Origin of the sequence: Paraburkholderia sp. BR10937 (assembly GCF_040965695.1) — a bacterium.
Taxonomy (GTDB): domain Bacteria; phylum Pseudomonadota; class Gammaproteobacteria; order Burkholderiales; family Burkholderiaceae; genus Paraburkholderia.
Map to the genome: position 1 here is coordinate 79526 of NZ_JBFRCL010000022.1, position 18542 is coordinate 98067.

Genomic DNA, 18542 nt, shown 5'->3' on the forward strand with positions numbered 1-18542 from the left:
CACCCGCGCCGCTACGCCAAGGAGCCTGATCATGAACCAGCCAACCCATCGCGGCACCGCGCTCGTCACCGGCGCATCGTCCGGCATCGGCGCCGTCTACGCCGCCGAACTCGCGCGCCAGGGCTACGACCTCGTGCTCGTCGCGCGCAATCGCGAGCGGCTCGCCGCGCTCGCCGGGCGCATCACGAGCGAAACCCGGCGCGACGTGGAAGTGCTCGCCGCCGATCTCAACGACCGTGACGATCTCGCCGCCGTGGAAGCGCGCCTGCGCGACGACGCCAGCCTCACGCTGCTCGTGAACAACGCGGGCATCGGCACGCACACGCCGCTCGTGGAGAGCGACGTCGATTACATGACGCGCATGATCGAGCTGAACGTCACCGCGCTCACGCGGCTCACGTATGCGGCCGTGCCGGGTTTCGTCGCGCGCGGCCAGGGCGCGATCATCAACATCGCCTCCATCGTGAGCATCGCGCCCGAGATCCTCAACGGCGTGTATGGCGGCACCAAGGCCTTCGTGCTCGCGTTCAGCCAGTCGCTGCATCACGAACTGGCGGCCAAGGGCATCCGCGTGCAGGCGGTGCTGCCCGGCGCCACGGCCACGGAGTTCTGGGAGACGGGCGGCCTGCCGCTCGAACATCTCGACAGCGCGATCGTGATGTCCGCGCAGGACATGGTGAGTGCCGCTCTCACCGGCTTCGAGCGCGGCGAAACCGTGACGATTCCTTCGCTGCACGACGTGGAGCAATGGAACGCGTTCGAGACGGCTCGCCGGTCGATGTCGACGCAACTGTCGAGCAACACGCCGGCGCCGCGCTATCGCATTGCGCAGTGACGCTCGGGTTCGATCGGCTGGATTGAGCGTGAAGCGGGGGGCCCGCCCCCCGCACCCTACACTTCCCGCTTGCTGCGCCCGTACAGCAGCAGCATCGCGGCAATCACCACGCCGTAGATGATCTGCCGCCCCGCCTCCGGCATTTGCGCGACCGAGAGAATGGACTGCAGCAGCGTGATGAGGATCGCGCCGGCGACGGTGCCGAGGTACGAGCCGCGTCCGCCCAGAATGGAGGTGCCGCCCAGCACCACCGCGGCGATCGCGGGCAGCAGGTAGGCGTCGCCCATCGACTGTGCCGCCTTCGACGCATAGCCCGCGAGCAGCACGCCGCCGAACGCCGCGAAGGCGCTGCACACGGCGAACGCGGCCACGGTCACGATGCGCGTATCGATGCCGGAAAGATACGCGGCGCGCTCGGTGTTGCCGATCGCGTACAGCGTGCGCCCGAAGGTCGTGCGCGAGAGCAGGAACATCGTCGCGGCCCCGATCACGACCCACAGCGCCACGGCATTCGGCACGCCCGGCACGAGCCAGCCCGCGGCGAGCCAGCGCATGACGTGCGGCGCCGAATCCTGCGGCGACGAGCCGCCCGTATAGACGATCATGATGCCCTGCGCGACCGCGTTGGTCGCGAGCGTCGCGATCATCGAGGGAATACGCAGGAGTGCGACGAGAATGCCGTTGACGATGCCGATCAGCACGCCGCAGCCAATGCCGACCGGAATCGCGAGAATCTGCCCGAGTTCGCCATGCCCGGCGACGGCACAGGCCATCATCGCGCCCACCGTGATCGTCCACGGCAACGAGAGGTCGATATGGCCGAGCAGAATCACCATCATCAAGCCGGTGGCGATGATGCCGAGAAACGCGCCGACCTTCAGCTGCAGCAGGATGTATTCCGGCGACGTGAAGTTGCGCGAAAACATCCCGCCGACGAGCAGGAGCGCAACGATGCACCCGAACGAGATCAGGATCGGCTTGTCGATCCTGCGCGTGAGCCTCGACACGAAGGTGGTCCGGGTGCTTGCAGAAACGCCGCTCATTGGAACCACTCCAGACGGTTGCGCACCCTGAACAGCCCGCATGCGCCGATCGCGACGGCAAGCAGGAGAATCACGCCCTGGAATAGCGGCTGCCAGAGCGCGTCGACGTTGAACACGAACAGCAGGTCGCCGATGGAGCGGAACGCGAACGCGCCGAAGATCGCGCCGATCGCACTGCCCTTGCCGCCGAGCAGCGACACGCCGCCGATCACCACGGCGGCAATCGAAAAGAGCGTGTACGAGTTGGCGCTGCCGAGGCTCGCTTCGCCGGTGTCGGTGAAGAAGGTCAGGAACAGGCCGCCAATGGCGGCGAGCAGGCCCGCCAGCGTGTAGCTCGCAAACCTGGCGCGGCGGATCGGCATGCCGGAGAGGAAGGCCGCGGGTTCGGACGAGCCGGTCGCATACGCCGCGCGGCCCACCGCCGAGCGTTTGAAAGGAATCCAGACGATCACCACGGCTGCGATCAGGATCAGCAGACTCGCCGGCACGACGCCCGCGACCTTGCCGGTCAGGGCGTCGGCGAGATCTTCGTTGATCGTGCCGCCGGGCACGGGGCGCAGCAGCAGCGCCAGCCCGTAAAACACGGCGCCCGTCGCGATCGTCGTCACGATCGGCTGCAAACGGCCGAAAATGATGATCACGCCGTTGAGCGCGCCGCACAACGCGCCCGCCGCGAGCACGCCGACGATGCCGAGCGCGCTGTGCAGCGCGTCGCCCGTGACGATCCACGAGCCGATGCAGTTCGTCAGCACGAGCATCATGCCGATGGAGAGGTCGATGCCGGCCGTGAGCACGACGAGCGCCTGCCCCATCGACACCAGCGCGAGCAGCACCGCCTTGTTCGCCGCGGTCTGAAACACGTTCGCCGACAGACTCGACGGATAGTTGACGAGGTAAATAGCGAACATCAGCACGAACAGGCCGAACGCGAACACGGTCCCGCGATTTTCCGCATACCAGTAACGCAGCCCGCTCATGGCGCGACTCCCTTGGAAGGCGAACCCTGCGTAACCTGTCCGACTTGTCCAACCGGCAGGTCCAGTGCGCTCGCGATCAGGTTCTGTTCGGTGATCGCCGGACCGACCAGTTCCTTCTTGATCCTGCCTTCGTACAGCACGAGCACGCGGTCGCAGCAGCCGATCAGTTCGTCGTAGTCGGTCGAATAGAACAGAATCGCGGCGCCTTCGTCGGCGAGGCGCCTGAGCAGCTGATAAAGCTCCTGCTTGGTGCCCACGTCGATGCCGCGCGTCGGGTCGCTAAGCAGCAGGATCCTGGGCTTGCGCATCAGCCACTTCGCGATGACCACCTTTTGCTGGTTGCCGCCCGACAGCGAGCCCACGGGCGCGTCGACGCTGTGCGATTTGATCGCGAGAAGCTCGATCATCCGGTCGACGAGGGACTGCTGGCGAGTGCGATCAATCACGCCTGCCGTCGACATGCGATCGAGCGCGGCAAACGAGAGGTTCTCGCGCACCGACATCGGCAGCATCAGGCCTTCGGTCTTGCGGTCCTCCGGGATCAGCGCCATACCGATTCCCTTGGCGCGCGCGGCAACCGGGCTGCCGATCGACACCGCTTTGCCGTCGATCTCGATCTTGCCCGCGCAGCCGCGCAACACGCCGAACAGTGCGAGCAACAGTTCGCGCTGCCCTTGCCCGTCGAGGCCGCCCAGCCCGAGAATTTCACCGGGCTGCAGCGAAAAACTGATGCCCTGCAGGGTGTCGCTCCACGCGAGATCGTGACAGGCGAGCACCGGTGGGCGCTCGGCCTTTTCCGCGGGTTTGTCGGGGAACACGTGCTGGTACTTGCGGCCGATCATCATTTCGATGACCTCATTATCCGAGCGCGTGCCCGCCTCGAAGCTCATCACATGGCGGCCATTGCGATACACCGTGCATTCGTCCGCGAGCGCCTTCACCTCGTGCATGCGGTGCGAAATGAAAAGCAGCGCGAGCCCCTCTTCACGCAGGCGCTTGAGCACCTCGATCACGCGCGCCACGTCGGCGGCGGTCAGCGCCGAGGTGGCCTCGTCGAGGATCAGGATGCGCGGTTCGTGCGCGAGCCCCTTGGCCAGTTCGACCATCTGCTGGCGCGACAGCGGCAGGTCGCGCACTTTCGCGAGCGGATTGATGTCGGCCGCACCCGCGCGGGCCAGCGCTTCCTCGGCCTGGCGGCGTTGGGCCCGGCGGTCGATCATGCCGAAGCGGCGCGGCGGGTTCGACGCGAAGATGTTGTCGGCCACGCTCAGGTCGGGGATCAGCGACAGCTCCTGATACACGCAGACGATGCCGGCCGCGTTCGCCTCCGCGGGCGAGGCGAACGCGACTTTACGGCCATCGAGGTGCATCACACCCTCGTCCGGCTGCACCACGCCGGACATCACCTTCAGCAGTGTGGATTTGCCCGCGCCGTTCTCGCCGAGGATCGCGTGAATGCGGCCCTTTCGCACCGCGAGTTCCGCGTGATCCAGCGCGACGGCGCCGCCGTAGCTCTTCGACACTCCAGACATCTGAAAGAACGGCTGCTCTGCACCCTGCTGCATGCTTCGTCTCCCGTCTCGTCGCCGGCAATCACGCGGTCACTGGTTGCCCTGGCTCTGCTTCATGATTGCCTGAGCGGAGAAGTTGATGCCGCAAGTGGGAAACGAGTTGCCCACGAAGAAGTTGTCCGACTCGTTCGGGAAATAGTTGACGCCCGCCTTCAGCATCGAATCGTCGGTGACGTCCAGCGGCAGCTTGATCGCCACGGGAATGGTCTGTCCATCGAGCGCCGCGAGCGCCGTCTTGATCGCCACGGCCACCTGCGCGGGACCGGTGCCCGCCGACGTGCACTTCAGACCCTGGGCGCCGTACTGCGCGCAGAACTTGCGAAAGCCGTTCTCCGTCTCGCCGCCGAACGGCACGAACGGATGTTTCGCATCGATCATCGCGCGCACCACCCCCGTGTCGCCGCCCTGCGCCGAAATGCCGTCGAAATGGCCCTGCACGGCGATCGCGTCGGCGGTGGCCTTCTGCGCGACCGCGTCGTCCCACTTGCCGTAGACCTGCACGACGTTCCACTTCTTGCCGGTCTCGTCGAGCGTCTTCGTGAAGCCGTTGTGCCGATCGGTGTCGACCGAGGTGCCGGCCACGCCGCGGACTTCCAGCACCTTGCCGCCGTTGGGCACATGAGTCGCGAGCCACTTGGCCCACAGCACGCCGAGCCCGTACTGGTCGACGTCCACGTTGATCGCGTCTTCGCTGTCGAGCGTGTTGTCGAACGCGACCAGCACGACGCCGGCCTTCTTCGCGCGGCGGATCGCGGGTCCGAACGAGGCGGGATTCTGCGCGTCGACGATGATCGCGTCGTAGCCGGCGTCGATGAAGTTGTTGACGGCCGAGATCTGCGCGGGCACGTCCTCGCCCGTCGAGACGACCTTGAACTCCTTGAGCCTGGCGGCGACGGCCGGTTCCGCCGTATAGGCCTTGGCCGTCTTGATCATCTGGATGCGCCAGGTGTTGGCGATGTAGCCGTTCACGAGCGCGACGCGATACGGCCCGCTCTTCTTCGGATACTTGATGAATTTCGTGTCGGTCTTCCAGGGGACCATGCAGGTGGGGTCGCTGGACGGACCGGAAACGATCGATGCCTGCGCGAATGCCGCGCTCGCGCACAACGCCATTGCCGCGGTCGCCGCCGCTCGAAGCACGTGGATTCCTGAAAGCATGTTGTCTCCTTTTTGTCGGATAGAACTTACTGATTGCCGGCACACCGGGTTCGTCGGGAATGGCCGACACCGTGTGCGTGACGCAGGGAATCTTGCTGGATGTGCTGCAGCGGGACTGGACCGGACGCGCCGGACCAGCGGAATGACCTCTTCAAAGGCGTCCCCTCGAAGCAAAACGACGGGCATGCGTGAACGCCTCCCCGTCTGACAGTACTGGCATACCAATCAGCGCGCGATAGTGGTTTACCACTGGATCCGCGCAGGATCCGGGTTGGCGCCAATCGGGCGGAAACCCGCGTCGCCTCGACGCTTGGCGGCGCGGCAACTGGTGTACCATTCTGGCGAAGTTCAGCCGCCTTCCGGCGGCATCGACGCTTTCGAGAATCCTGGATGGCCGATCTTTCGCACACGCCAATCGGCCGCGCCGCCGATGCGGACGCAACCGACCGCTCCTACGTCGGCCTCGCGAAACAAATCTACGACCTGATCGCGGCAGGCGACGTCGGGCGCGCGCCGGGCGCGCCTCGCACCCGCCTGCCCTCCGAGCGCACGCTCGCCGAGCGTTTCGGCGTGAGCCGCACGCAGGTCAGAGAGGCAATCATCGCGCTCGAAGTGCAGGGCGTGGTCGAGGTGCGCGTGGGGTCGGGCATCTATGTAGCCGACGCGCAGGAGGCGCGCACCGTCGCCTTCGAACTGCCGCGCGGGCCGGGCCCGATCGAGACGCTGCGCGCGCGCGAAGTGATCGAAAGCGGGATCGCGGCACTCGCCGCGACCGAACGCAAGGATGCGGACCTCGACCGCATCTTCGCCGCGTTGCGCACGATGCGCGAAAACATGGACGACAAGGCCGCAAACGAGGCCGCCGACCGCGAGTTCCATCTGGCGATCGCGGGCGCGACCGGCAACGACATGCTGCGGCACGTGGTGAGCGCGATGTGGGACAACTCGCGCGCCGACCCGTTGTGGAAGAAGATCGAGGAGCACTTCCATACGCCTGCCTTGCGCGCGGCTTCGCAGGAAGACCATCAGCGGATTTTTTCGGCCATCATGGCGCGCGACGCCCACGCCGCGCGTGCGGCGATGCAGGCGCATCTCGCACGCGTGATCGGCGAGTTCACGCAGGCCTGGCGTTAGCCCCTCATGCCGCCGCAGGCAGCGCGCTTGCCTCGTGCGCAACCGCCAGCGGCGTGACGGGCGGCGTCAGCGACGGCGTGTCCGCCGTATCGCTCACGCGGAACGTCGCCACGGCATCGGCCATCTGGCTCGCCTGCTGTTCGAGCGACTCCGCGGCAGCCGCCGCCTGTTCCACGAGCGCCGCGTTCTGCTGCGTGACCTGATCCATCTGGCTCACCGCGGTCTCGACCTGCTCGATGCCGGCGCTCTGCTCCACGGTGGCCGAGGCGATTTCCTTCATGAGGCCCGACACCTTGTCCACCGAAGCGACGATCTCGGCCATCGTCGCGCCCGCCTCGCCCACGAGCGAGCGGCCGTTGCGCACGTCGTGCACCGAGGCGTCGATCAGCGACTTGATCTCGCGCGCCGCGGCGGCGCTGCGCTGCGCGAGCATGCGCACCTCGCCCGCGACGACGGCGAAGCCGCGCCCCTGCTCGCCCGCGCGCGCGGCCTCGACCGACGCGTTGAGCGCGAGAATATTGGTCTGAAACGCAATGCCGTCGATGATGCCCGTGATGTCCGCGATCTTGCCCGAGCTGCGGCTGATCTCCTCCATCGTGTCGATCACCTGCTCGACCACGCGTCCGCCGCGCTGCGCGACATCCGCGGCGCCCGCGGCGAGCGCGCTCGCCGCGTTCGCATGCTGCGCGTTCTGACGCACGCTCGACGTGAGCTGCTCCATGCTCGACGCCGTCTGCTCGAGCGACGCAGACTGCTGTTCCGTGCGGCTCGACAGATCGAGATTGCCCGCCGCGATTTCGCGTGCGCCCGTGTTGATCGCATCGCAGCTCGATCGCACGCTGCGCACCGCGTGGCTCAGGCCGCCCTGCATGCGCCGCATCGCGCCGAGCAACTGGCCGATTTCGTTGCGCCCGCCGCCTTCGATGTGGACCGAGAGATCGTTCGCGGCGATCTGGTTCAGCACTTCCACCGCCTCCTTGAGCGGCGCCGTCACGAGGCGGCGCAGCGCCATATGAGTCGCCACGACGAGCGCCAGCGCACCCAGCAAACCCACCGCCACCATCGCCATCACCCAGTTGTGCTCGCGCTCGGACTGGTCGAGCGTCGCGCGCGTGGCAGCATCGGCGTTCGCGCGCAGTGCGGCAACGCTGGCCGAAAACTGCGAATTCGCACTGGCGACATCCCCGGCGGCCAGCGTGGCATAGGTTGCCGTGTCGCCGGATTCGAGCGCCGTGGCCGCACGCTGCAGCGCCTGAGCGAGCGCGCTCCACGCGCCGAGCAAGGCGTCGCGCTGCTGGGCCGCATCGGCGTCGAACGGGGCGCTCTCGCGCAGCGTGGCGCTGTGCTTCGCGGCCTGCTCGAAGAGATCGCGTGCGTCCTGCTGCGCCCGCTGTTGCGCGTCGGCGGCGCCATTCTCCTTTCTGGCCTGATACGCGCGCGCCAGGGCCGTTTGCGCAAGCGCCGCGTCCTCGCGCAAGGCGAGCGCGAGCGCGTCCTGGCGCGCGACTTCGTGGATGTAACGCGCCGAGTCGTCGGCGCGACCGATCATCTGGACACCTACCGCTGCGCCCACCACCAGCATCGCCGCGAACGTGCAGAGCACGAGCAGCAGCCCTTTTCGAATCGTCAGATTACGCATTGCCTTATTCCCGCTTCAGGGCCTCAACGTGGTTGGCACGGCATCGCTGCCCAGCCGGGCCAGCAGCATGTTCGCCTGTTCGATCAGTGTGGCGCGGTATTCGCCGGGCAACAGCACGTCGTCGGCCACGGCCATCGCTTCGCCAAGCTGCGCGCGAAACGCGAGGATCGTGCGCTCGATCTGCGCCGTGGACAGTTGCGGCAGCACCGCCTCGACGAGCTTCGTCATCACCACCACACTCGCGCCGAAGCGCGAGATGGCCTTGCCATGCGCGCTCACTAGCGCGGTCATCGAGTTCAACAGCATCTCGTCACTGGTGCTCACGGGATTCTCCGGATACTTGGGCTAAAGGGGGGAAAGAAAAGACCGTCTTCAGCCCGCCACGCACGCCTCGAGCGCGCGCGGCATCAATTCAGCCGGCGCGGGACGCGCAAGCAGGAAACCTTGTGCGCGGTCGCAGCCGATCTCGCGCAGGAACTCGAGTTGCCGCGGCGTCTCGACGCCCTCGGCCACCACCGTGACACCGAGCGAGCGCGCCATCGCGACGATCGCGCGCACGATCGAGCGGTCTCGCGCGGCGCTTTTCTTCACACGCGGCGACATCCCCGGCCCCGGTTCGGCCATATCCGCGAGGAACGAACGGTCCACCTTGAGCGTGTCGACCGGTAAGGACTGCAGGTACTTGAACGACGAATAGCCCGTGCCGAAGTCGTCGATCGCGAGGCTGATGCCGCGCGCCGCGAGTTCCTGCAGCAACGCTTCGATGCCGCCCCGGCCCGACATCATCGCCATGCTCTCCACGAGTTCGAGCTGCAGGCGCGTGGCCGGCAGGCCCGTTTCGCTGAGCACGGTCGTGAGCTGATGCAGAAAGCCGTCGTGCAGGCATTGCCGCGCCGAAAGATTCACGCTGATGCGGCCGAAATCGAAGCCCTCGTCCAGCCACTCGCGCGCCTGCCGGCAGGCCTCGCGCAACACCCACGCGCCGAGCGGCACGATCAATGAGGATTCCTCGGCAATCGGGATGAACTGGTCGGGCGGCACGAGGCCGCGGCGCGGGTGCTGCCAGCGCACGAGCGCCTCGATATTGACGAGCGCCCCGCTCGCCACATCGAATTCGGGCTGATAGTGGAGCACGAGTTCGCCCGCCTCGAGCGCATGGTGTAGCTCGCTTTCGAGCACGATGCGCTCCATTGCCGACGACGTCATCGGCGTGGCGAAGAAGCGGAAGTTGTTCTTGCCTGCGTCCTTGGCCTCGTACATCGCGCGGTCGGCTTGCATGAGCAGTTGCCGCGGATCGTGCGCGTCGTCCGGATACATGCTGATGCCGATGCTCGGCGTGACGAACAGCAGGTGCTCGCCGATGTGCATCGCGGCGCCCACGCGCGCGAGCAGCCCCTGGGCGATCTGCCCGACGTGGCGAATGTCTTCGATATCCTCGATCAGCAGCGTGAACTCGTCACCGCCGAGGCGCGCCACCGTATCGGTCTCGCGCACGGCTTCGCGCAGGCGCGCGGCGATCACGGTGAGCGCCTCGTCGCCCACGCCGTGGCCCATCGTGTCGTTGATGAGCTTGAAGCGATCGAGGTCGAGGAACATCACCGCGACGCGCTTGCCCGTGCGGCGTGCGCGCGCGAGCGAGAGCGTGAGGCGCTCGGTGAAGAGCGTGCGATTGGGCAGGCCCGTCAAGGCGTCGTGCGTCGCGAGGTAGCTCAGGCGCTCCTCGGTCTCGCGGCGCTGCGTGATGTCCGCGAAGATCGCGGCGCTGCGTGATGTCCGCGAAGATCGCGGCGTAATGCGTGCAGCGGCCGCTCGGGTCGCAGATGCTGGAAATCGTCAGGTATTCCAGGTAAAGCGCGCCGTCCTTGCGGCGGTTCCAGATTTCGCCCTTCCAGTGGCCGTTTTGCTGCAGGCTGCGCCAGAGCGCGCCGTAGAACGCCGGGCCCTGGCGGCCCGAGTTGAGCAGGCTCGCGTTGCGCCCCAGCGCCTCGTGCTCCGTATAGCCCGTGAGCCGCGTAAAAGCGGGATTCACGCGCTCGATGGTGCCGTCGAGGTCGGTGATCATCACGCCGTCGAGCGTCGACTCCACCACCTGGTCGGCGAGGCGCAGGTTCGCGCGCGAGGCGAGCAGCGCGTCGTCGCGCTCACGCAGCGCCATCTGCAACTCGCGCACGAAGCCGTCTTCGATGTCGTGCAGGATATGAGAGAGGTCGAGCAGGCCCGCGAGACGCCCGTCTTCGCCGATCACCCCCACGTGGCGCATGCGGTGCTCAATGAGAAACTGACGCGCGGCATAGAGGCTCTGCGAATGCGCGAGCGAGCGCAGCGGCCGGCTCGCACGCGCGCCGGCCGTGCCATCGAGCGCGCCGTCGGCAGCGAGGCGCACCACGTCGCGCTCGGTGACGATGCCGAAGTCGCCTTCGGGATAGCTCACGACGAGCGCGCTCAGACGCCGCGCGCGCATGCGCTGCATGGCCTCGTGCATGGGCAAGCGCGCGTCGACCACGAGCGGCATCGCCGCGTTGACCGAGCCGACCGTCTTCAGCCGCAGAAAGCACTCGAGACCCTGGTTCATGACCAGGTCGGTTTGCGTGACGATGCCGAGCGAGCGGCCCGCCTGATCCACCACGAGGCAATGGCGGATGCCCTCGCGCTTGAAGCGCAGGGCGGCATCGCGCAGACGCGTGCTCGCCGGCAGCGCGCGCACCGGGTGGCTCATTGCATGGCGGATGGGCAGCGCGAGCGCGGCGGCGTCTTCGCCCAGCGCGAGCGCGTCGTGCTCGGTCCAGATGCCGACGGGTCGCCCCATTTCGGTAATGACGATGGCGCTATAGCGCCGCTCGCTCATCATGCGCGCCGCTTCGCGTATCGGCACGTCGGGCCCGCAGGCCAGCGGCGGCCCTGAAAGTAGCTGCCCGATTTCCAGGTCCAGCGTGTGGTGTTGCATGTTGCGTCCCGAACCGCACGGCGATGTCTTTATGAGATAGCGGGAAACTAACAGCGGGTAGACGGCCGTCAATTGACGAAAATCAAGGTTTTGACCGCCCAAGACGACGCAAACGTTTGCGTGCCGGCTAACCGGAATATCAGGGACACATCATGTGTCGCACGCCTGCGACAAAACTTGATGCGCATAAACTTTTATATACGGAATTGCATAATCTAGTTTACTAGACGAACAGATCCATTAAACTGGACGACATGGATATTCACACCACTATCGCCCGCCGCCTGCGCGAACTGCGCGACGCAAGAGGCTGGTCGCTCGAAGCGCTGGCCGAGCGCAGTTCGGTGAGCCGCTCGAACATCTCGCTCATCGAACGTGGGCAAAGCAGCCCCACGGCCGTCGTGCTCGACAAGCTCGCCACGGCGCTCGGCGTCTCGCTCGCCTCGCTCTTCGAAGCGCCGGGCGACGATGCGCGGCAGGCCCCTTCCCCGCACGCCGCGGCCCAGGATCAAGCGGTCTGGACCGATCCCGAGTCGGGCTACGTGCGGCGCAATCTCTCGCCGCCCGCATGGTCGCCCATCCAGCTCGTGGAAGTGCACTTTCCGCCCGGCCAGCGTGTGGCCTACGACACGAGCCTGCGCGACGCGGAGATTCATCAACAGGTCTGGGTGATGGAAGGCGCGATGGAGATGACGGTGGGCGAGCGCGTGTGGCGGCTCGAAACCGGCGACTGCCTCGCGATGCGCCTCGACTGCCCCATCGCCTATCGCAATCCCACGAACGCGCCGGCGCGCTACGTCGTCGCGCTCTGCAGGACCACTAACTGACCGGGTTCACATTTCCATGAGCGAAGCCATCGAGGTACGCCGCCTCACCGCCGAACAGGCGCAAGCCTGCGCACCCGCGCTTGCGGACGTACTCATCGACTGCGTGGAGGGCGGCGCCTCGGTGAGCTTCATGCTGCCGATTGCGCGCGAGACGGCGCTTGCGTTCTGGCACGGGGTGGCGCAAGACGTGGCGCGAGGCGCCCGCATTCTGTTCGCGGCCGAAGACGCGCAGCAGCGCATTGTGGGTACGGCGCAACTCGTGACGGCGCAGCCGGAAAACCAGCCGCATCGCGCCGATGTCGCCAAGGTGCTGGTGCACCGCGCCGTGCGCGGACAAGGTATCGGGCTGCGCCTCATGCTCGCGATCGACGAGGCGGCAAGGCAAGCCGGAAAATCGGTGCTCGTGCTCGACACCGTGACGGGCGGTGCGGCCGAACGGCTCTATGCGCGCGCGGGCTGGGAGCGCGTGGGCGCCGTGCCGAATTACGCGCTGATGCCGGACGGCGCGTTTTGCGGCACCACGTTCTATCACAAGCAGCTGGTGAGCCGGTGAGGCGCCGCCGCTCCCTCAAGCGCCTCGTTCGAGAATGTTGCTGATGGCGAGCGCGAGGCCATCGGGATTGTCGTACGCCATCATGTGCTCGGTGTCGGCAACGAGTTCGACGGCGCAGCCGGCTTGCTCGAATGGGGCAATTTCGCAACTCGTGACCGTATCCGGAAGAATCACCCCTTTTCTCGCATTCAACCTGGCGAGATCGCCGAGCCAGTCTTGCGCGTTGTCGTCCAGCGCGGATCTTGCCCATTGGTAAATGGCATGAGGCGATGCGACGGCAAATGGGCCCAGCCAGGCGTCATTGCCGCCCGCGGCTCTCAACTGCGCCAGAAGTTGCGAACACCCTTCGGCGACGAATTGCGCTTCGGTCATCGACGTGATTTCCGACAACATTGCTTTGCCGTAGTCGTTCAGACCGGGCGCACATAAGATCACGGTACTCACCTGGACCGGCAGGCGTTTCGCGAGCTTCAGCGCGATGAACGCGCCAGCGCTATGACCGAAGAGATTCACTTGCGTGAAGGGCTCGCTCGTGACGAAGTTTGAGAGGACATTCGCCTGGTTATCCGAATCATATTTTCCGTCCTCTGGTTTGTCGCTGAACCCCGCCCCCGTGAGATCGACGAGGAGCGATCGGCGTTTCGAGCATGAATGGGAGCCCGTTACCGGTGGGTAATCACTGCTGGACGCACAACCCAAACCATGAATGAACAGAAGTGGCTCGGAGGAGTGCGTGCCGGAATATAAATCCAGGTAGCGAAGAATGTTCCCTCTGTCATCAGTGGTGAACGGGTTCATACTGCGGTCCGCGAATTCAGGGCGTTGCCTCCGCGCGCAACGCCTCGGAAGGCCGCATGCCGAACATGCGCCGGTAATCGGTGGCGAACTGGCTCAGATGCCAGAAGCCCCAGGCGGTGGCCACGTCCTGCACCGAACCGGCCGCGCGAGCGCACAGGTCGCGCCGGGCGCCGTTCAGGCGCAGCGCGCGCAGGTAGGTGGCGGGCGCCATGCCAAGCACGTCCTGAAAGCAGTACTGGAGCGTACGCCGGCTCACGTGCAGCTGCTCGCAAAGCTCCGGCACACCGACCGGCCGCGCGCGATGCGCGAGCACGTAGTCGCGCGCCTGCGCAACGATCCAGCGGCGCCGTGACGCGGGCTCGACCACCGCATCCCCGCTGCCCGCGCAGGCGTCGAACAACGCGGCGAGCACTTCCGCCTGCAATGCATTGCGCTCGGCGTCCGAAAGCGGTGCGTTCGGCACGTTCTCCTGCGCGTGGCCGCCATCGTCGAGACACCTCGCGAGCCGCGCGCAAAGGCGTTCGATGCTCGCCGCGCCCGCCTGCACGACGGGTGCAGCCGGCAGACGCTCTTCGAGCGCCGTGTGCTCGACCGCGGCCGCATAGTGGCGCAGCACGTCGCCGCGCACGACCACGCCGTAGATCGAAAATTGCGCCGGCGTGAGCAACTCGAACTCTACGTTGCCCGGGCGCAGCGCAAACGCCTGCGCGCCAATGGGCTGCGCGTCGACACGCGCCTCGCCTTCGCGTACGACCGGTATGCCGAACCACCAGGCGTCGCCGCGCACCTCGCACGCCTGGCGCAACATGTGGCTCGTGGTCTCGCGGAACACCTTCATGGTGTCGAGCGGCAGCTCCGTGAGCGTGCCGACGAAGCGGCCCGCCGCCAGCTGGTCGTAGGTCTGCCGCCAGCCCACGAGGTTGCGCGCCTGCTCGTCGGCGTCGTGCGCCACGCTGACCACGGTGCGGGCGCCAGGCGCCTTGCATCGCGCCTGCCCGGCCGTGGTTTCGGTTCGCTCTGCCGTTTCGTTCATGGTTGCCTCCCAGCACGCGCTTGCTTCGATCGATCGTCGATTGATGCAAGAGTCGCGCCAGCGAGAACGGTATGCGCAATGGCCATGCCGGGCGCCGCGCTGCTCCACGGCGGCGCAATGGCGGTGAGCGGAGTGCTCAATCCCTGCACAGGCGGCAGCACCGCCGCGGTGCGTCGCCTGCTCCAACGGTTGCGGCAGACGCAGTCTCCGCCCGCGCGCGGACCCTCATGCAGACGTGATCTGCCCAGCCGCCCCGACGCCCGGCAGCGTCGCCTCGCTATCGTCCTTCAGTCCGACGCCGGTCAGCCCGAGCCGCCGCGCATGCGTGAGGAGGTAATGGAGCTTGTGCGCGGCCGCTTCATACGGCAGCCCTTCGGGACGCACGTTCGAGATGCAGTTGCGCTGCGCGTCATGGCAGCCCACCTTCGGCGCGTAGGTGAGATAGACGCCGAGGCTGTCTGGCGAGCTGAGCCCGGGCCGCTCGCCGATCAGCATCGCCACGAGTTTCGCGCCCAGCAGTTCGCCGATCTCGTCGCCGAGCGCCACGCGTGCCTGGCGCGCGACCACCACTGGGCCGATGCGCCAGTCCGCAAGACGCGCGCGCACGGCGAGGAGCAGCGGCGCGGCCTGTTTCGCGGCGGCAATCGCCGAAAGGCCGTCGCCGATCACGAACACGACTTCGGGCGGCTCCTCACGCGCCGCCGTGGCCAAACCCGCCGCCTCGACCAACGCGGCCCGGCTCGCCTCCGACAAGCGCCGCCCCAGGTCCGGCCGGCGCAAATAATGCTGCCGGTCCGGCGCCGCGCTTTCCACGCCGAGCGTCGCGAACCCCTCGGCTTCGAGCGTGCGCCGCAAGGCTTCGGCGTCGAGCGGGTGATGCACGGCGTCGCGCGCCTGCGCGTGCGAGAGATTGAACGCGAGCAGCGGCGCCGTGGGCAAGCCGTTGCCCGCGCGCCCGAGCGCGATGCGCGCGTTCGTGAACGCCTTGAGACCGCCCCACGGGTTCTTTTCGACGGCGTCGCTCATGCGTCGATCCCCATCCATTCGTGCGCGCCCGCGAGCAGCGGCACGCGCGCGGAGCCTGGCAGGAGCGCGCCTTTCGCGTCGACGATCTCCATGGTCTCCAGCCACTCCTCGAACTCCGGCGCGCGGCGCAGGCCGAGCAGGTCGCGCACGTAGAGCGCGTCGTGAAACGAGGTGCTCTGGTAGTTGAGCATCACGTCGTCGGCGCCCGGAATGCCCATGATGAAGTTGATGCCGGCCGCGCCCAGCAGCGTGAGCAGGGTGTCCATGTCGTCCTGGTCGGCTTCGGCGTGATTCGTATAGCAGATATCGCAACCCATAGGCACGCCCAGCAGCTTGCCGCAGAAGTGATCTTCGAGCCCCGCGCGAATGATCTGCTTTCCGTCGTACAAATACTCGGGGCCGATGAAACCGACCACCGTATTGACGAGGAACGGCTCGAACTTGCGCGCGACTGCATAAGCGCGCACCTCGCAGGTTTGCTGGTCCACGCCGTAGTGCGCGTTCGCCGAGAGCGCGCTGCCCTGCCCCGTCTCGAAGTACATGAGGTTGTTGCCGACCGTGCCGCGCTTGAGCGAGAGCGCCGCCTCGCGCGCCTCCTGCAGCAGCGCCAGCGAAATGCCAAAGCTCGCGTTCGCCTTTTGCGTGCCCGCGATCGACTGGAACACGAGATCGACGGGCGCGCCCTTCTCGATCGCCGCGATCGTGTTGGTGACGTGCGTGAGCACGCAGGACTGCGTAGGCACGCGGTAGCGCTCGCGAAACCCGTCGATCATCGCGAGCAGCTTCACGATGGCCGCAAGGCTATCCGTAGCGGGATTGATGCCGATCATTGCGTCGCCGCAGCCGTACATCAGGCCGTCGAGCATCGAGGCGGCGATGCCCTTTACGTCGTCGGTGGGGTGGTTCGGCTGCAGGCGCACCGACATGCGGCCTGGCAGCCCCACGGTGTTGCGAAAGCGCGTGACCACGGGCCGCTTTTTCGCCACGGCGATCAGGTCCTGATTGCGCATGAGCTTCGACACCGCCGCGACCATCTCGGGCGTGAGGCCCGGCGCCAGGCGCTCGAGCGCTTCGGCGGTTGCCGCGCCGGACAGCAGCCAGTCGCGGAAGTCGCCCACGGTGAGGTGCGCAACGGCCGCGAACGCGGCGGCGTCGTGATCGTCGACGATCAGGCGCGTGACCTCGTCGTCTTCATAAGGCACGAGCGCTTCCGCGAGAAACGCCTTGAGCGGCACTGCGGCGAGCGCCATTTTCGCGGCCACGCGCTCCTCTTCGCTCGCCGCCGCCACGCCCGCGAGCTGGTCGCCGGAGCGCAGCGGGCTGGCTTTGGCGAGCAGCGTCTTGAGGTCCGCGAAGCGGTAGATGCGCGCGCCGATCGTCTCCGTATAGTTCATGTGCTGGACTCCTGCGAATCTGGAGGCTCACTCCTCGAGCAACCCCTCGGCGGGCACCCCCTCGCGCTGTGTGCGCGTGGCGAGGAAATACGCGTAGCCGAGCGCGAGAAACACCACGAACACCCCCGCGACCAGCGCATTGAAATACACCATCGTGCCGATGCAAACGAGCGCGGCGACGAGCGCGAACGCCGGAAAAAACGGGTACAGCGGCGCGCGAAACGGCCGGTCCATTGCCGGCTGCACGCGGCGCAGCTTGAAGAGCGCCGCCATGCTGACAATGTACATCACGATTGCGCCGAACACCGACATCGTGACGATGTTGGCCGTGAGCGTCTGGCCGCCGAACTGGATCAGCTCGTCGCTATAGATCGCCGCAATGCCCACCACGCCACCCGCGAGAATCGCGCGATACGGTGTCTTGAAGCGCGGATGGATTTTCGCGAGCCACGCGGGCAGATAACCTTCGCGGGCCAGCGCGAAGATCTGCCGCGAATAGCCGAGGATGATGCCGTGAAACGAGGCCACGAGACCGAACAGCCCGAGCCAGACGAGCATGTGCATCCAGCCGCTGTGCTCGCCCACGATGAACTTCATGGCCTGCGGCAGCGGGTCGTTGATGTTGGCGAGCGTGGTCCAGTCACCCGCGCCGCCCGCGAACACCATCACGCCCACGGCGAGCGCGACGAGCGTGAGAATGCCGGCCACGTAGGCGATCGGAATCGAGCGGCGCGGGTTCTTCGCTTCCTCGGCGGCCATGGCGACGCCTTCGATCGCGAGGAAGAACCAGATGGCGAACGGGATCGCGGCGAACATGCCATGAAACGAACCCAGCGAAAAGTGATCGTTACCCGACCAGCCGCCCTTCATGAAGTGGCTCCATGCGAAGCCCGGCGACACGACGCCCATGAACACGAGCAGTTCGAAGATGGCGAGCAGCGTGACGATCAGCTCGAAGGTCGCGGCAATCTGCACACCCACGATATTGAGCGCCATGAAGACGAGATACGCGCCCATGGCCGCGTGTTTGGGCTCGAGCCCGGGGAACTGCACGTGCAGGTACGCGCCGATGGCGAGCGCGATGGCGGGCGGCGCGAACACGAATTCCACGAGCGTGGCCGCACCCGCCAGATACCCGCCGGTCGGCCCGAACGCGCGGCGTGCGTAGGCGAAAGGCCCGCCCGCATGCGGAATCGAGGTGGTGAGTTCGGTGAAGCTGAAGATGAACGTGGTGTACATCGCCGCGACGAACAGCGCCGTGACGACGAAGCCGAGCGTGCCGGCGCTGGCCCAGCCGTAGCTCCAGCCGAAGTACTCGCCCGAGATCACGAGGCCGACAGCGATGCCCCACAACTGCCACGTGCCGAGCGTCTGATTGAGCGCCGGAGCGCCGGCGCCGCCTGCCTTGCCGACTACGGTGCCAACTGCAGCGGGGCGTGCGTTCGATTCGCCTTGCATGGTTTTCTCCCTCTGGGTGGCCCGGGCGGCCGGCCCTGGCCGCCTCGGTTGAGTGGAACCATGCTATTGAGTCATTAATCGACGTGTTATCGAAAATCGGCAAATCGTGCCCGCGGCGCAGCACAGGCCGTTGCGGGCTTCCTTGCGACGGC

Annotated in this window: 16 protein-coding genes and 1 pseudogene; 4 read left to right on the top strand and 13 right to left on the bottom strand. The window is 66.8% G+C overall.

Annotation, left to right across the window (positions count from 1 at the left end):
* The first annotated feature begins 31 nt into the window (after window positions 1–31).
* The gene (locus AB4Y44_RS19535; RefSeq protein WP_342922077.1) at window positions 32–835 is read left to right on the top strand and encodes an SDR family oxidoreductase; all 804 of its coding nucleotides are present in this window, start codon (window positions 32–34) and stop codon (window positions 833–835) included.
* A gap of 56 nt (window positions 836–891) precedes the next feature.
* On the opposite strand, the gene AB4Y44_RS19540 is transcribed toward AB4Y44_RS19535, so the two are convergent.
* The 4 genes from AB4Y44_RS19540 to AB4Y44_RS19555 are packed head-to-tail and all read right to left on the bottom strand — an operon-like array spanning window position 892 to window position 5584.
* Window positions 892–1878 (bottom strand): ABC transporter permease, encoded by a 987-nt coding sequence (locus AB4Y44_RS19540; protein ID WP_368700582.1) that lies wholly within the window; start codon window positions 1876–1878, stop codon window positions 892–894.
* Complete coding sequence (locus tag AB4Y44_RS19545; protein ID WP_342922079.1) at window positions 1875–2855, bottom strand: ABC transporter permease; 981 nt, start codon at window positions 2853–2855, stop codon at window positions 1875–1877. The genes AB4Y44_RS19540 and AB4Y44_RS19545 overlap by 4 nt, the downstream gene beginning before the upstream one ends.
* Window positions 2852–4420, bottom strand: coding sequence for a sugar ABC transporter ATP-binding protein (locus AB4Y44_RS19550; protein ID WP_342922080.1), 1569 nt, complete (start codon window positions 4418–4420; stop codon window positions 2852–2854). Before AB4Y44_RS19550 ends, AB4Y44_RS19545 begins: the two co-directional genes overlap by 4 nt.
* A 36-nt stretch (window positions 4421–4456) precedes the next feature.
* The gene (locus tag AB4Y44_RS19555) at window positions 4457–5584 is read right to left on the bottom strand and encodes a sugar ABC transporter substrate-binding protein (protein ID WP_342922081.1); all 1128 of its coding nucleotides are present in this window, start codon (window positions 5582–5584) and stop codon (window positions 4457–4459) included.
* 390 nt (window positions 5585–5974) lie between these two features.
* On the opposite strand from AB4Y44_RS19555, the gene AB4Y44_RS19560 reads away from it, so the two are divergent.
* Complete coding sequence (locus AB4Y44_RS19560) at window positions 5975–6718, top strand: FadR/GntR family transcriptional regulator (RefSeq protein ID WP_368700583.1); 744 nt, start codon at window positions 5975–5977, stop codon at window positions 6716–6718.
* Between the two features lie 4 nt (window positions 6719–6722).
* Here the strand turns inward: AB4Y44_RS19560 and AB4Y44_RS19565 are convergent, their stop codons facing one another.
* From AB4Y44_RS19565 to AB4Y44_RS19580, 4 genes and pseudogenes are all read right to left on the bottom strand, one after another.
* Window positions 6723–8357, bottom strand: a complete 1635-nt coding sequence (locus tag AB4Y44_RS19565) for a methyl-accepting chemotaxis protein (RefSeq protein WP_368700584.1) — start codon at window positions 8355–8357, stop codon at window positions 6723–6725.
* 15 nt (window positions 8358–8372) lie between these two features.
* Window positions 8373–8681 carry a hypothetical protein gene (locus AB4Y44_RS19570; protein ID WP_342922084.1) on the bottom strand — a complete coding sequence of 103 codons (309 nt, stop codon included), beginning with the start codon at window positions 8679–8681 and terminating at the stop codon, window positions 8373–8375.
* 48 nt (window positions 8682–8729) lie between these two features.
* Window positions 8730–10043, bottom strand: coding sequence for a putative bifunctional diguanylate cyclase/phosphodiesterase (locus tag AB4Y44_RS19575; RefSeq protein ID WP_368700585.1), 1314 nt, complete (start codon window positions 10041–10043; stop codon window positions 8730–8732).
* Window positions 10044–10167: 124 nt separating this feature from the next.
* Window positions 10168–11301: pseudogene (locus tag AB4Y44_RS19580) on the bottom strand (CBS domain-containing protein); the annotation flags it as partial.
* Between the two features lie 254 nt (window positions 11302–11555).
* Here AB4Y44_RS19580 and AB4Y44_RS19585 point away from each other — a divergent pair.
* Together AB4Y44_RS19585 and AB4Y44_RS19590 are read left to right on the top strand one after the other, a co-directional pair.
* Complete coding sequence (locus AB4Y44_RS19585) at window positions 11556–12128, top strand: helix-turn-helix domain-containing protein (protein WP_368700586.1); 573 nt, start codon at window positions 11556–11558, stop codon at window positions 12126–12128.
* A 16-nt stretch (window positions 12129–12144) separates the two neighbouring features.
* The gene (locus AB4Y44_RS19590; protein WP_368700587.1) at window positions 12145–12681 is read left to right on the top strand and encodes an N-acetyltransferase family protein; all 537 of its coding nucleotides are present in this window, start codon (window positions 12145–12147) and stop codon (window positions 12679–12681) included.
* A 15-nt stretch (window positions 12682–12696) separates the two neighbouring features.
* Here the strand turns inward: AB4Y44_RS19590 and AB4Y44_RS19595 are convergent, their stop codons facing one another.
* From AB4Y44_RS19595 to eat, 5 genes are all read right to left on the bottom strand, one after another.
* Window positions 12697–13479: an alpha/beta fold hydrolase gene (locus AB4Y44_RS19595; RefSeq protein ID WP_368700588.1), complete on the bottom strand. Its 783-nt coding sequence runs from the start codon at window positions 13477–13479 to the stop codon at window positions 12697–12699.
* 16 nt (window positions 13480–13495) lie between these two features.
* Entirely contained in the window at window positions 13496–14512 is a 1017-nt protein-coding gene (locus tag AB4Y44_RS19600) for a helix-turn-helix domain-containing protein (protein WP_368700589.1), read from the bottom strand.
* A gap of 225 nt (window positions 14513–14737) precedes the next feature.
* Window positions 14738–15538 (bottom strand): ethanolamine ammonia-lyase subunit EutC, encoded by an 801-nt coding sequence (gene eutC, locus AB4Y44_RS19605; RefSeq protein ID WP_368700590.1) that lies wholly within the window; start codon window positions 15536–15538, stop codon window positions 14738–14740.
* Window positions 15535–16932: an ethanolamine ammonia-lyase subunit EutB gene (locus AB4Y44_RS19610; RefSeq protein WP_368700591.1), complete on the bottom strand. Its 1398-nt coding sequence runs from the start codon at window positions 16930–16932 to the stop codon at window positions 15535–15537. The genes eutC and AB4Y44_RS19610 overlap by 4 nt, the downstream gene beginning before the upstream one ends.
* A 27-nt stretch (window positions 16933–16959) precedes the next feature.
* Window positions 16960–18390, bottom strand: coding sequence for an ethanolamine permease (gene eat, locus AB4Y44_RS19615; protein ID WP_368700592.1), 1431 nt, complete (start codon window positions 18388–18390; stop codon window positions 16960–16962).
* Window positions 18391–18542: the final 152 nt, after the last annotated feature.